General features: G+C 63.2%; 13 protein-coding genes. 8 read left to right on the forward strand and 5 right to left on the reverse strand.

All coding sequences use genetic code 11. From position 1 onward, the window contains the following. Positions 1–32 precede the first annotated feature (32 nt). From RX329_RS24415 to RX329_RS24425, 3 genes are all read left to right on the forward strand, one after another. Positions 33–1,841 carry a PHA/PHB synthase family protein gene (locus RX329_RS24415; protein WP_085385278.1) on the forward strand — a complete coding sequence of 603 codons (1,809 nt, stop codon included), beginning with the start codon at positions 33–35 and terminating at the stop codon, positions 1,839–1,841. A 65-nt stretch (positions 1,842–1,906) separates the two neighbouring features. Next, positions 1,907–2,305, forward strand: a complete 399-nt coding sequence (locus RX329_RS24420) for an MAPEG family protein (protein WP_018454432.1) — start codon at positions 1,907–1,909, stop codon at positions 2,303–2,305. Between the two features lie 182 nt (positions 2,306–2,487). Then, positions 2,488–3,255, forward strand: a complete 768-nt coding sequence (locus RX329_RS24425) for an outer membrane protein (protein ID WP_018454433.1) — start codon at positions 2,488–2,490, stop codon at positions 3,253–3,255. Positions 3,256–3,320: 65 nt separating this feature from the next. On the opposite strand, the gene argC is transcribed toward RX329_RS24425, so the two are convergent. The 3 genes from argC to RX329_RS24440 form a co-directional block, all read right to left on the reverse strand. Then, positions 3,321–4,304, reverse strand: a complete 984-nt coding sequence (gene argC, locus RX329_RS24430) for an N-acetyl-gamma-glutamyl-phosphate reductase (RefSeq protein ID WP_085358768.1) — start codon at positions 4,302–4,304, stop codon at positions 3,321–3,323. Continuing rightward, on the reverse strand, positions 4,301–4,969 hold the full coding sequence (locus RX329_RS24435; RefSeq protein ID WP_085353489.1) for an FMN-binding negative transcriptional regulator: 669 nt from the start codon (positions 4,967–4,969) through the stop codon (positions 4,301–4,303). Before RX329_RS24435 ends, argC begins: the two co-directional genes overlap by 4 nt. Positions 4,970–5,192: 223 nt before the next feature. Then, positions 5,193–5,723: a DedA family protein gene (locus RX329_RS24440; RefSeq protein WP_018454436.1), complete on the reverse strand. Its 531-nt coding sequence runs from the start codon at positions 5,721–5,723 to the stop codon at positions 5,193–5,195. 273 nt (positions 5,724–5,996) lie between these two features. Here RX329_RS24440 and parE point away from each other — a divergent pair, with 273 nt between their 5' ends. The 4 genes from parE to RX329_RS24460 all read left to right on the forward strand — a co-directional run bounded on the left by parE (position 5,997) and on the right by RX329_RS24460 (position 10,476). Beyond that, positions 5,997–8,039, forward strand: coding sequence for a DNA topoisomerase IV subunit B (gene parE / locus RX329_RS24445; protein WP_018454437.1), 2,043 nt, complete (start codon positions 5,997–5,999; stop codon positions 8,037–8,039). A gap of 455 nt (positions 8,040–8,494) precedes the next feature. Beyond that, positions 8,495–9,277 carry an outer membrane protein gene (locus RX329_RS24450; protein ID WP_085353490.1) on the forward strand — a complete coding sequence of 261 codons (783 nt, stop codon included), beginning with the start codon at positions 8,495–8,497 and terminating at the stop codon, positions 9,275–9,277. A gap of 221 nt (positions 9,278–9,498) precedes the next feature. Continuing rightward, positions 9,499–9,684: a hypothetical protein gene (locus RX329_RS24455; protein WP_007591540.1), complete on the forward strand. Its 186-nt coding sequence runs from the start codon at positions 9,499–9,501 to the stop codon at positions 9,682–9,684. Between the two features lie 21 nt (positions 9,685–9,705). Beyond that, positions 9,706–10,476, forward strand: coding sequence for an SDR family NAD(P)-dependent oxidoreductase (locus RX329_RS24460; RefSeq protein ID WP_085353491.1), 771 nt, complete (start codon positions 9,706–9,708; stop codon positions 10,474–10,476). 108 nt (positions 10,477–10,584) lie between these two features. Here RX329_RS24460 and RX329_RS24465 read toward each other — a convergent pair whose 3' ends face one another. Next, a complete protein-coding gene (locus RX329_RS24465; RefSeq protein WP_085353492.1) occupies positions 10,585–11,355 on the reverse strand; it encodes an outer membrane protein in 771 nt (256 codons plus the stop codon). 179 nt (positions 11,356–11,534) lie between these two features. Continuing rightward, positions 11,535–12,791, reverse strand: a complete 1,257-nt coding sequence (locus RX329_RS24470; RefSeq protein WP_085358781.1) for an FAD-dependent oxidoreductase — start codon at positions 12,789–12,791, stop codon at positions 11,535–11,537. A gap of 119 nt (positions 12,792–12,910) precedes the next feature. Here RX329_RS24470 and RX329_RS24475 point away from each other — a divergent pair, with 119 nt between their 5' ends. Further along, a complete protein-coding gene (locus RX329_RS24475; RefSeq protein WP_256465053.1) occupies positions 12,911–13,045 on the forward strand; it encodes a hypothetical protein in 135 nt (44 codons plus the stop codon). Positions 13,046–13,100 lie beyond the last annotated feature (55 nt).

Raw genomic sequence — 13,100 nt, forward strand, 5'->3', positions numbered from 1 at the left:
CGAATACGGAATGAATCGTTACTGTTCTCCTCATGAGTATGGCCACCACCGATACGCCCAAACCCGAGACGAAGTTCGATGCGGAAGCCTTCGCGATGAATGTCGCGCGGGCGATGGAAAGCGGCGGCAAGGCGCTTGCCGCGTACCTGAAGCCGCGCGAGAGCGGCGAGGTGCAGGATCGTCCGCCGGCGGAGCTTACCGAGGTCATCAAGACCTTCACCGCCGTCGCCGAATACTGGCTGTCGGATACGTCGCGGGCCTCCGCACTCCAGACCAAGCTCGCCAAGGACTATCTTGACCTCTGGGGCTCGGCGGCGCGCCGCATGGCCGGTCAGGACGCACCGCCCGCGATCGCACCCTCGCCGCGCGACAAGCGCTTTGCCGATCCGGAATGGAAGTCGAACCAGTTCTTCGACTTCATGATGCAGCTCTATCTGCTCACGACCAAATTTGCGCAGGAGCTTGTGCGCGAAGCCGAGGGCCTCGATCCGCAGACCCGCCGCAAGGCCGAGTTCTACGTCCAGCAAGTCACCAACGCGATATCGCCCTCCAACTTCGTGCTGACCAATCCGGAAGTGCTGCGCGCGACGGTGGCCAGCAGCGGCGAAAATCTCGCGCGCGGCCTGAAGATGCTGGCCGAGGACATCGCCGCCGGCAAGGGCACGCTGAAGATCCGTCAGTCCGATCCGGACAATCTCCTCGTCGGCGTGAACATGGCGACGACGCCGGGCAAGGTGATCTACCAGAACGAGATGATGCAGCTGATCCAGTATGCGCCGGCGACGGAGAAGGTGCTGCGCACGCCGCTCCTGATCATCCCGCCCTGGATCAACAAATTCTACATCCTCGATCTCAAGCCGGAGAAATCCTACATCAAATGGTGCGTCGATCAGGGCATCACCGTGTTCGTGATCTCATGGGTCAATCCCGACAAACGCCTCGGCGCCAAGAGCTGGGAAGACTACATGAAGGAAGGCCCGCTCACGGCGATGGACGTGATCGAGAAGGTCACCGGCGAGATGAAGGTGCACACCGCCGGCTATTGCGTCGGCGGCACCATGCTCGCGACCACGCTGGCCTGGCTCGCCGAGAAGCGCCGCCAGCGCGTGGCGTCCGCGACGTTCTTCGCGGCACAGGTCGACTTCACCCATGCCGGTGATTTGCTCGTGTTCGTCGACGAGGAGCAGATCGCATCCCTCGAGCAGGACATGAAGGCGGCGGGCGTGCTCGAAGGCTCGAAGATGGCGATGGCCTTCAACATGCTGCGCTCCAACGATTTGATCTGGTCCTATGTCGTCAGCAATTACCTCAAAGGCCAGCAGCCGAGCGCGTTCGACCTGCTGCACTGGAATTCGGACGCGACCCGCATGACCGCGTCGAACCATTCGTACTACCTGCGCAATTGCTACCTTGAGAACCGGCTCTCCACCGGCACGTTGGTGCTGGACAACACCTTGCTCGATCTCTCCAAGGTCATGGTGCCGATCTACAATCTCGCAACCCGCGAGGACCATATCGCGCCGGCTGAATCGGTGCTGTACGGCTCCCAGTTCTTCGGCGGCCCGGTGAAATACGTGCTGTCCGGCTCGGGCCACATCGCCGGCGTGGTCAATCCGCCCGCCTCGAACAAATACCAGTACTGGACCAACGACAACGTGAAGTCCGCCAACGTCGCCGAGTGGATGAAGGGCGCGGTCGAGCACAAGGGCTCCTGGTGGCCGGACTGGCGGCAATGGCTGGGCGCACTCGATCCCGAGGAAGTCCCGGCCCGCACGGTCGGCAGCGAGGCGTTTCCCCCGATCGAGGACGCACCCGGCAGCTATGTCAGGGTTCGCGCATAGCAGAATCTTTCGCGCTTTCGTATAAGCTCCATGCCTGCAGCAGAAATTGATGAGGGGACCGGGTTATGACGCGTGAATTGTTCTGGCTGACACTGACGGTGGTCCTGACTGGAATCCTCTGGATTCCCTACACCATCAACCGCTGCCAGATTCGCGGGCTTGGTGGTGCGATGGCCAATCCCTCGCGCACCGACAAGCCGCAGTCGGAATGGGCGAACCGCCTGATGTTCGCGCATGACAACGCCGTCGAGAACCTCGTGCTGTTCGCGCCGCTGGTGCTGATCCTGAATGCGATCGACTACTCCTCGAAGTGGACGGTGCTTGCCTGCGCCGTCTATTTCTGGTCGCGCGTTGCGCATCTGATCGTCTATGCGATGGGTATTCCCGTCTTCCGCACCCTCGCCTTCACCGTCGGTTTTCTCGCCCAAGCCGTGCTGGCGCTCGCGATCTTCAAGGTGCTCTGATCGGCCCCGGTTGGGTTGGCGCCTGCAACGAACGGGTGAAATCTCGAAGGCCTATCGCGGCTGCCGGTGTTGCCGAATGACGACAGTGCGGAAAAAAGCAGCAATGCCCTCTTGGGCTGACACGATGGATCGCACATCCAGAGGTATATTTGCCCATCGCAATTGATTGATTCGGGGCAGACATGAATTGGAAGATTGCATCCGCCGTCGGCGCGTTGTCGCTCGTTGCCGTCGCGACCCAGGCTAACGCCGCAGATCTCGCCGCCCGTCCCTACACCAAGGCGCCGCCGATGATCGCCGCGATCTATGATTGGAGCGGCTTCTACATCGGCGCCAACGGCGGATATGGCTCGTCACGCAATTGCTGGGACCAGACGGTTGGTTTCGCGGCCGGCGTTGCGGAAGGCTGCCATGACGCGACGGGCGCCGTCGCCGGCGGCCAGATCGGTTATCGCTGGCAGAGCAGCGCCTTCGTATTCGGCCTCGAAGCGCAGGGCGACTGGGCGGACCTCTCCGGCCGGAACGCCAGCACCGTGCTCGGCGTCGCGAACCGCACCCGTGTCGATGCTTTCGGCCTGTTCACCGGCCAGATCGGCTACGCCTGGAACAGCGCACTGCTTTACGCGAAGGGCGGCGCCGCCGTCACCCGCAATCGCTACCGCGGCATCGGAACCGGCGGTCTGGCCGGAGCCGAGTTCGACGGTGCCGACGACACCCGCTGGGGCGGCACGGTCGGCGTCGGCATCGAATACGGCTTTGCGCCGAACTGGTCGGTCGGCCTCGAATACGACCATCTGTTCATGGGCCGGCGCGACGTTACCCTCACGGCAAACGGCGTGCTGGCACCCGTCGGCACGTTCTCACGTACCGACCGCATTGGCCAGGACGTCGACTTGATCACGGCCCGCATCAACTACAGGTTCGGCGGCCCGATCATCGCGAAGTACTGAGAAGCGCCCCTCGCGGCCGTCATGCCCGGGACAAGCCCGGTCATGACGAGCAGCGAATGTTGCTCCTACGCCTCCGGCAATCCCAGCATTAGTCGCATGTTCTGCACGGCCGCGCCGGACGCGCCTTTGCCGAGATTGTCGAGCCGCGCGACCAGCACCGCCTGATGGTACTTGTCGCTGGCGAAGACGTAGAGCTCGAGCGTGTTGGTCTCGTTGAGCCCTTCCGGCTCGAGCTTGCCACCCTTGGTCGTCTCGTTCTGCAGCGGCATCACCGAGACGTATTTCGAGCCGGCGTAACGCTTTGCCAGCGCGGCCTGGAGATCGGCGCCGCTGGGCTTGCCGGGCAGCGTGTCGAGCTGGAGCGGCACCGACACCAGCATGCCCTGCCGGTAGTTGCCGACCGACGGGATGAAGATCGGCCGCCGCGTCAGGTTCGAATAGAGCTGCATCTCCGGCAGATGCTTGTGCTCGAAGCCGAGGCCGTAGAGTTCGAAGGACGGCGCGCTGCCGTCCTCGAAACTCGCGATCATCGACTTGCCGCCGCCGGAATAGCCGCTCACCGCATTGATGGTGACGGGATAGTCGCGCGGCAGCAGGCCGGCATCGACGATCGGTCGCAGCAGCGCGATCGCGCCGGTCGGATAGCAGCCGGGATTGGACACCTTCTTCGCAGCCTTGATCTTGCCAGCCTGATCCGGCGTCAGTTCCGGAAAGCCATAGGCCCAGTCGGGCGCGACCCGGTACGCGGTCGAGGCATCCAGCACCTTCGGGCCCGACGGCCCCATGCTGTCGATGAGCGCAACCGTTTCCCTGGCAGCATCGTCGGGCAGACAGAGGATGACCAGATCAATCTTCTCCATCAGCGCCTTCTTGGCCGCGGGATCCTTGCGCTTGTCGTCGGCAATCGTCTTCACGACCACGTCGCTCTGCAGCTTCAGCCGCTCGTTGATGCCAAGCCCGGTGGTGCCGGAGCCGCCGTCGACGAAGACGGTGGCCGGCTTTGTCGCAGCGCCAGTGGTCGGTGCTTTCGTCGTTTCAGTGAGGCTCATGGCGCGCTCCTTTCGAGCATGTTGGTTTCGGATGCGAAGGCCTCCGGCCTTACGTCCTGCATCAGTTGCGCGATCTCCCTGGCGTCGGCATGGGCTTGCGCGCCAAGCGCATTGGCGATCGCCATATAATCGGCGTCGGACTTGTGCTGGTTGAGCTTGAAGCTGGCTTCGACCTCCTCAACCGTCATGACCAGACCCACGATCGCCTTCTTCATCGCCTCGAGCCGCCCGGCCGTCATCTTGCCCGACGTCCACGGCTTCTTCGGCAACAGCCAGTTTTCGAACTTGTTACTGAGCGTATCGATTTGCACGGCCAGTTCACCATCCGACAACAACCGCACCGGCCCGGTCAGATGGACCGACTGGTACAGCCAGGTCGGCACCTGATCCGGCGAGACGTACCAGTCCGGCGACACGTAGGCATCGGGGCCGTTGACCGCGAGGAGCCAGGAGGTCGTCCCGTCCGCAAGCTTTAGCAGCGGATTGTGACGGGCGACATGAAACGCGGCCTGCGGCGTGCCGTCCGCGGCATAGGTCAAATAGAACGGCAGCGGCGAGGCGATCGGCTTGTGGCCGTCGAAGGCGCACATGGTGCCGAAGCCGCGCGTGTCGGCGAATTTCAGGCTCGCGGCGCGGTCCTGCTTGAAAAAGGGTGGCGTATACATCGTAGTCTCCTGCTGGCCTCCTTGGTGGCCGCCGGATCAGATCGCACTGACAGGAGAGAGAATGCCGCGGATCGGATCCAGCGGCAAAGACGATGATCTCAAACGCGATCGACCGCCCAAACCGCTAAAGAGCGGCGGCGGCGACGGGCGAACAGGATGGTCGCGGCGTTGATCATGGCGCGGTGCTATAAGGCCAGCTGCGGTCGCCGTCAAGGTTCCGACGTCACACCACGCCCCAGATCCATTCCATGATCTTGGCGATCACATCTCCGAACAGCAGCAGCGCCGCCGACCAGATCAGTGCCGAGACGAAATTGGCGGCCTGGAAGCTCCAATAGGGCATCTCGAAAATGCCGGCTGCAAGCGGCACGGAGGCACGCAAGGGGCCGAAGAAGCGGCCGATGAAGATGCTCGGCACGCCCCAGCTGCGCACGAAGGCCTCGCCTCTGGGCAGGAGTTCCGGATAACGCGAGAGCGGCCACATCTGCGCGACCTGCTCCTTGTAGCGATAGCCGAACCAGTAAGAGACCCAGTCGCCCAGCGCCGCCCCGATGCCACCGGCGATCCAGACCGGATAGAAGCTGATGCCACTCGCGCCGATCAGCGCGCCGATAGCGACCAACGCGCCCCAGGCCGGGATCAGCAGCGAGATGAAGGCGAGCGACTCCCCGAATGCGAGCACGAACACGATGGGAGCTGCCCACGTCTGGTGAGCGCGCACGAAATCGGCGAGTCCGTGCGCAAACTGCTCCATTCAAAAATAGCCTTTCCGTCCTGCCCGAAGGTGCTGCTCGATGAAAAGGACTGGTAAGCCAATGACTTGTGTGACATCAAGTCACAAAGCCAAGTCCAGCCGGACCGGACCGTCACATTGCCGGGAATTGATGGGGATGCCGCGTAAAATCGCCGGGATTGGTTCCCAACCACACCGCCCGGCCCGCCCCGCGATAACCTTTCCAGGCGAGAAGTGGCATAGTCGGCCCAACCGATTCGCCGCTCATGCGGCCCTCAAAACGCATAAAGATATATGTCCAAGCAGTTGAAGCCCAAAGCAAAAGACGATTTTTTCGGCGGCGATGAGCCCAAGCCCCGCGCCGCCAAGGCCGCCCCGCGCGCGGGCGGTGCCGAGGCCGACTACACCGCAGCCGACATCGAGGTCCTCGAAGGTCTGGAACCGGTGCGCCGCCGGCCCGGCATGTATATCGGCGGCACCGACGAGAAGGCGCTGCATCACCTCTTCGCCGAAGTCATCGACAACTCGATGGACGAGGCGCTCGCGGGGCATGCGACCTTCATCGGAGTCGAATTGAGCGCGGACGGCTTTTTGACCGTCACGGACAACGGCCGCGGCATCCCGGTCGATCCGCATCCAAAATTCCCGAAGAAGTCGGCGCTCGAAGTCATCATGTGTACGCTGCACTCGGGCGGCAAGTTCGACTCCAAGGTCTACGAGACCTCGGGCGGCCTGCACGGCGTCGGCATCTCCGTGGTGAACGCCCTCTCCTCGCTGCTCGAGGTCGAGGTCGCGCGCAGCCAGAAACTCTATCGCATGACGTTCGAGCGCGGCCACCCAAAGGGCAAGCTCGAGGATCTCGGCAAGATCAACAACCGCCGCGGAACCCGCGTGCGCTTCAAGCCGGACACCGACATCTTCGGTGCCAAGGCAGCGTTCAAGCCGCAGCGCCTGTTCAAGATGACGCGTTCGAAGGCGTATCTGTTCGGCGGCGTCGAGATCCGCTGGAATTGCGCGCCCGAACTGCTTAAGGGCGTCGACGACGTGCCGGCGGAAGCGACGTTCCACTTCCCCGGTGGCCTCAAGGACTATCTGGCCGCCGCGATCCACGCCGACACGCTGGTGCATCCCGACATCTTCTCCGGCAAGTCGGGCCGCAACGGCGCGCATGGCGCCTGCGAATGGGCGGTGGCCTGGACCGCGGATGCCGACGGCTTCCTGTCTTCCTACACCAACACTGTGCCGACGCCCGACGGCGGCACGCACGAATCCGGGCTGCGCAGCGCGCTGCTGCGCGGCCTCAAGGACCACGCCGAACGCGTCGGCCAGGGCAAGCGCGCGTCGTCCATTACGTCAGAAGACGTGATGGTGGGTGCAGCCGTGATGCTCTCGGTGTTCGTGCGCGAGCCTGAATTCCAGGGCCAGACCAAGGACCGTCTCGCCACCGCCGAAGCGCAGCGCATCGTCGAACAGGCGATGAAGGATCCGTTCGACCATTGGCTGTCGGGCAATCCGAACCAGGCCAACAGGCTGCTCGACTTCGTGGTCGACCGCGCCGAGGAGCGGCTGCGCCGCCGCCAGGAGAAGGAGACCGCGCGCAAGACCGCCGGCAAGAAGCTGCGCCTCCCCGGCAAGCTCGCCGATTGCAGCGATGCAGGGTTGGAAGGCTCAGAACTCTTCATCGTCGAGGGTGACTCGGCCGGCGGCAGCGCCAAGCAGGCGCGCGACCGCAAGACCCAGGCCGTGCTGCCGCTGCGCGGCAAGATCCTCAACGTCGCGTCCGCCGGCAAGGACAAGCTGACGGCGAATACGCAGCTCGCCGACCTCGTGCAGGCGATCGGCTGCGGGATGCTCGCGCAGTATCGGGAAGAGGATCTGCGCTATCAGCGCATCATCATCATGACCGACGCCGATGTCGACGGTGCCCACATCGCTTCACTGCTGATCACCTTCTTCTACCGGCAGATGCCGCGGCTGATCGACGAAGGCCATCTCTTCCTCGCCGTGCCGCCGCTCTACAAGCTGACCAACGGCACGAAGTCGGTCTACGCCCGCGATGACGCGCACAAGGCAGCGCTGATCAAGAGCGAGTTCAACGCCAACGCCAAGGTCGAGGTCAATCGCTTCAAAGGCCTCGGCGAAATGATGCCGGCGCAGCTCAAGGAAACCACCATGGATCCGGCAAAGCGGACCATGTTGAAAGTGGTTCTGCTCGCCGACGACCGCGACACCACGGCGGATTCGGTGGAGCGCCTGATGGGCACCAAGGCCGAAGCGCGCTTCGCGTTCATCTCGGACAAGGCCGAATTCGCCAACGACGACCTGCTGGACGTCTGATCCGCAGGCGCTGCCCGGTCGTATCCATCCAGAGCCCCGGCATGATGCCCGGGGCTCTTTTGTTTTTGGGAGATGACAACCGCTCTTTCCCGCCAATCCTGCCAACGTTCGCCTCGATTTCGTTGATTCCCGGCCTCATCGCGCCGCGACTCGGCCAACGACTCACCGAGCCATGACTGATGCAGGACTGCCTCCATTTCGGACAAAGCCGAATTCGCTAACGAGAAGCTACCAAAACGCAAATCGCAAAATTCGACGTACTGCATTGATAATGCGTACTTATTTCACATTTCCACGACGGCACCCAGAATCCCTGCCGTGCGGCGTTTCCCGGCGACTGTGCCTGCTCTGCAACAGCATTTCGGAGAGAAGCAGGTATAGTCCGGGACATCAGATCACACGGACTTCAGTGCGCTCGCGCCTGCCAGACAGACCAAAGCTTGGGGATTTTTAAGATGAAGAAGATTTTGCTCGCACTGACCGCGGTTGCCGCGATGACCGGTTCGGCCTCGGCCGCTGACCTTGGCGCCCGTCCCTACGCGAAGGCGCCGATGGCGGCTCCCGTCGCCAACTGGACCGGCTTCTACATCTTCGGCGGTGGCGGTGGCGGTCTCTCGAACGCCGACCAGCACGTGCAGACGACGGTTGGCGCAGTTCCCCTGACGATCGATCAGCGCCAGGGTGGCTCGGGCTGGTTCGGCACCGTCGGTCTCGGCTACGACTGGCAGTTCAGTGGCACCTGGGTCGCCGGCGTGTTCGCTGACGGTCAGTTCGGCAGCATCCGTGCTACCATTCAAGATCCCCTGCTCGGCATCACCGGCAACCAGAAGCTAGAAGACTCCTGGGCCGCTGGTGTGCGCCTCGGCTGGCTGGTCGCTCCGAACGTTCTCTCCTACGTCAACGGCGGTTACTCCGGCGCCCACTTCGGCAGCACCAACTTCATGACCTTGGCTGGCGCTCCGGCCGGCGTTCACCTCAACGGCTACAACCGCAATGGCTGGTTCATCGGCGGCGGCGTTGAGAACAACCTGAACATCTTCGGCATCCAGTCGCCCGGCTGGTTCATGAAGACCGAGTACCGTTCGGCCTTCTACAATGCAAAGACCCAGGACATCCTGTTCGATGCCGGTAACCTCCCGGTCGGTCAGAGCATTCGCGCCAACAGCTGGAACCAGACGATCTCGACTTCGCTGGTTTACCGCTTCAACTGGACCGGTCCGGTCGTCGCGAAGTACTGATCCGAACGCAAGTTCAGACGTCAAAGCCCCGGCATCGTCCGGGGCTTTTTCGTTGTACGGTGCTTCAGCGGACCTTGCGTATGGACATGCATCCGCCCTGCGGCCTGCATCAGCGGCCATTGTATCCCGACCACGGCTACGGCTAGTCTCCCGGCAAGTTTTCGGGCCGCGGCAATCGTCATGTCGCGTCACGACAGAAGCAAACCGCCGGGGAGGAATGCATGCGCAGATTTCTGCTTGTAGCAGGCCTGTTTGCCCTTGCCGTCGGGCTGCTCTGGATCGGACAGGGTACGGGCACCGTCGCGTGGCCGCGATCGAGCTTCATGGTCAACCAGCTGCAATGGGCCGGCTATGGCGCAGCCATGGCCGGCTTCGGGCTGGTGCTGATCTGGCAGAGCAACCAATAGAAGAAACCAGGGAATAGCAGCATGACATCCAGTCGGTTCGATCTGCGCGGCAAGGTCGCGATTGTCACGGGAGGCAATGGCGGCATCGGGCTCGGCATGGCCCGTGGCCTCGCCGACGCCGGCGCCAACATCGCCGTGGTCGGGCGCAACGAAACCAAATCCGCCGCCGCCATCGCCGACCTCAGCCAACGCGGCGTGAAGGCGATCTCTGTTGCCACCGACGTCACCGACAAGGCGGCCATCGCCGCGATGATCGATCGCGTCGTCGGGGATCTCGGCCGGATCGACATCCTCATCAACAATGCCGGCATGAGCATCCGCAAGCCGCCGCACGAGCTCGAGCTCGACGAGTGGAACACGGTGATCAACACCAATCTCACCAGCGCCTTCCTGTGCTCGAAGCTGGCCTATCCGGCGCTGAAGGCGTCCGGCAACGGCAAGGTGATCAACATCGGCTCGATGATGTCGATCTTCGGCGCGAGCTTCGCAACGGCCTATGCGGCGAGCAAGGGCGGCATCGTTCAGTACACGCGCGCCTGCGCCAATGCGTGGGCGCCCGACAACATCCAGGTCAATGCCATCCTGCCGGGCTGGATCGACACCGACCTGACCCGCGGTGCGCGGCAGCAGGTATCGGGATTGCACGAGCGGGTGCTGGCACGCACGCCTGCGGGGCGGTGGGGCGACATCGACGACTTCGCCGGCATCACCGTGTTCCTCGCCTCATCCGCCTCCAACTTCGTCACCGGCACCGCGATCCCCGTCGATGGCGGGTTCTCGGTGATGGCGTAGGCCGCACCAATAAATCTGCACACAAAAAAGAAGCCCCGGACAATGCCGGGGCTTTTGAATTTGGGCAGTGATCGTCTTTTATGGCTGCTTGGTCGTTCGTTGACCCACTTAGTAGCGGGCGATGACCGGCGCGTCGAACTTGTAGCTGGCGCGCACGACGGCCCACTGCAGGTCGCGCGGCTTGGCATCGAAGCTGTAATTGCCGGAGGTGCCGCCGAGTTGATAGGTCTGGCTGGCGAAGGCTGCGTAGTTGTATTCGAGGCCGACGATCCAGTTGCGGGTGATGCCGTATTCCCAGCCGGCACCGACGGTCCAGCCGTTGGCCCAATGGGTCTGACCGCCGGAACCGGTGGCCGGACCGACCGTATCGGTGACCGACAGACGGTTGTTCACGCCGGCATAGCCGCCCTTGATGTAGAACAGGTTGTTCTGCACGGCGAAGCCCGCGCGACCGACGACGGTGGCAAGCACATTGGTGCGCCAGGAGAACACGTCGTCACCCGCGCCGAACGCGGTGTTCAAGAACGAGCCCTTGTTGTCGAGGCCCGAGATCGTGCCTTCCATACCGAACACGTAGTTGTTGGCCTGCCAATTGTAGCCGATCTGGGCGCCGCCCAGGATGCCGGAGTTGCGCTGACGGTAGCCCTGCCCCGGGGTCAGATCGCCAAACGGTGCGCCGGTCCCGTTGTTGATGAACTGCTCGTTGGTCCATGCACCGCCGATGTGGCCGCCGACATAGAAGCCGCTCCAGTTGAACATCGACTCCATATAGGCCGGCGCCTTTGTGTAGGGCCGAGCACCGAGATCGGCGGCGGAAGCGGCGCCGGTCGAAATCAGAGCGGTCGTGCAGGCGAAGGCGGCAATCAACTTGTTACGCATGGTACACCCCGTGTCCTTTGATGGGTGCACGCTCACACGCAGGTCTTACTCAAATTTGAATCAAGACAGTTAAGACGTCGGATTGGCAAGCAGCGCGCCTTCAATCCGTTTGCGCTGTTGCACGCAGGCAACGCGCCGAGCGCGATTTAACGCCGCGTTATCCCTACCGAGCCCTTGCGCTACCGTGCCGGCGCAGCCTTCGACTGCACGTGCTCGGGCCGGACGCCAAGCGCGAGCAGGCGCGCCGGAATGCCCTGGAGCCACGGCAGCGCGGTGATGAGGCGCAGGACCAGCGGCACTTTCAGCGGCCGGTCGCCGCCCTGCAAGGCGCCGCTGATGATGTTGTTCTGCACGATCATCTGCATCCGCTGCGTCATCTTCACCGGGAATTCGCGGCGACGGCGCACGGCATCGAGTTCGTCCTCCGACGGGCAGCCGCGCTGCAGCTCGTCCGCCAGCAGGTTTGCGGTCGCGACCGCATCCTGGACGGCGAGATTGACGCCGACACCGCCGACCGGCGACATCGCATGTGCGGCGTCGCCGATCAGAAGCAGGCCCGGCCGCGTCCAGCGCGGCAGGCGGTTGATCGCGACGGTGAGCAGCTTGACATCGTCGAAGTTCTTCACCTCGGCTATGCCGCTCTTCAGGACCGGCGCCATGCGAACGACGTCGTCGAGCAGCGCCTGCAATCCCCTCGCCTTCACCGCGTCGTATTGTCCCTTGGCGATGACATAGGCGCACTGCCAATAGTCGCCGCGGTCGAAGGTGATCATCATCTTGCCGGGCTCGACGCGCGCGAACAGGATCTCGGTCTCGTTCGCCTTGCGTTCGACGCGGAACCACAGCACGTCCATGGGCGCGCCGATCTCCTCGACCTCGAGGCCGGAATGCTGGCGCACGGTCGAATGCCGGCCGTCACATGCGATGGTGAGATCAGCTTCGATGTCCACGATACCGTCAGGCGTATTCGCCCGCACGCCGGCGATGGTCTCGCCGCGGCGGATCAGATCGACGGCCTCCGTGTTCATCATCACCTGCAGCGAGGCGAAGCGCTGGCCGGCCTCGCGCAGGAAATTCAGGAAATCCCATTGCGGCATGAAGGCGATGAAGGGGTACTTGGTGCGGAGCCGGCTGAGATCGGCGATGCGAACGGGGGTACTGCCGAACAGGCCGTCCAGCTTTTGCAAGCGCTGATGCGGCAGCTTCAGGAATCCGTCGATCAGGCCGAGCTCGTCCATCACCTGGAGCGTCGAAGGATGCACGGTGTCGCCGCGGAAGTCGCGGAAGAAATCCGCATGCTTCTCCAGCACCACGACATCGATGCCGGCGCGCCCGAGGAGATAGCCGAGCATCATGCCCGCCGGTCCGCCGCCGACGATGCAACACCGCACCTTCAGCGGGGAGCCCTGGGGACGCTGCAACGTATCGGGTTTCACGGTCGGGTCCTCCTTCACGAGCCAAGCATTCTTTGCAGTGCAGCAAGCAAGATTCATTTGCTGCGGTTGTGAATGGCCGTTAGCCTTGCCTCCAATTCCGACTCATTCGGGAAATTGCAGTGCAGACAATCCTCATACTGCTCGGCGTCTGGATCCTGATCAACGTGCTTTTCGTCTTGATCATGATCGCACCGCGCAGGCCGCCGCTTGCGCCGGTGCGCATCGAACAGAACGGTTATCCGCACGAGGAGTAGGTCAAGCTCCTGCCGCGCCAAGTCATCATCTCGATCGCGATGGGCGCTTTCTTCC

This window comes from Bradyrhizobium sp. BWC-3-1 (assembly GCF_032917965.1).
Taxonomy (GTDB): Bacteria; Pseudomonadota; Alphaproteobacteria; order Rhizobiales; family Xanthobacteraceae; genus Bradyrhizobium; species Bradyrhizobium canariense_D.

What these genes read in the sequence shown, in the direction of transcription:
- RX329_RS24450 (WP_085353490.1), top strand. Translation starts at nt 8,495, where the DNA reads ATGAAGAAGATTTTGCTCGCACTGACCGCGGTTGCCGCGATGACCGGT.
- RX329_RS24415 (WP_085385278.1), top strand. Translation starts at nt 33, where the DNA reads ATGAGTATGGCCACCACCGATACGCCCAAACCCGAGACGAAGTTCGAT.
- RX329_RS24440 (WP_018454436.1), bottom strand. Translation starts at nt 5,723, where the DNA reads ATGGAGCAGTTTGCGCACGGACTCGCCGATTTCGTGCGCGCTCACCAG.
- RX329_RS24460 (WP_085353491.1), top strand. Translation starts at nt 9,706, where the DNA reads ATGACATCCAGTCGGTTCGATCTGCGCGGCAAGGTCGCGATTGTCACG.
- RX329_RS24420 (WP_018454432.1), top strand. Translation starts at nt 1,907, where the DNA reads ATGACGCGTGAATTGTTCTGGCTGACACTGACGGTGGTCCTGACTGGA.
- RX329_RS24425 (WP_018454433.1), top strand. Translation starts at nt 2,488, where the DNA reads ATGAATTGGAAGATTGCATCCGCCGTCGGCGCGTTGTCGCTCGTTGCC.
- parE (WP_018454437.1), top strand. Translation starts at nt 5,997, where the DNA reads ATGTCCAAGCAGTTGAAGCCCAAAGCAAAAGACGATTTTTTCGGCGGC.
- RX329_RS24465 (WP_085353492.1), bottom strand. Translation starts at nt 11,355, where the DNA reads ATGCGTAACAAGTTGATTGCCGCCTTCGCCTGCACGACCGCTCTGATT.
- RX329_RS24455 (WP_007591540.1), top strand. Translation starts at nt 9,499, where the DNA reads ATGCGCAGATTTCTGCTTGTAGCAGGCCTGTTTGCCCTTGCCGTCGGG.
- RX329_RS24435 (WP_085353489.1), bottom strand. Translation starts at nt 4,969, where the DNA reads ATGTATACGCCACCCTTTTTCAAGCAGGACCGCGCCGCGAGCCTGAAA.
- argC (WP_085358768.1), bottom strand. Translation starts at nt 4,304, where the DNA reads ATGAGCCTCACTGAAACGACGAAAGCACCGACCACTGGCGCTGCGACA.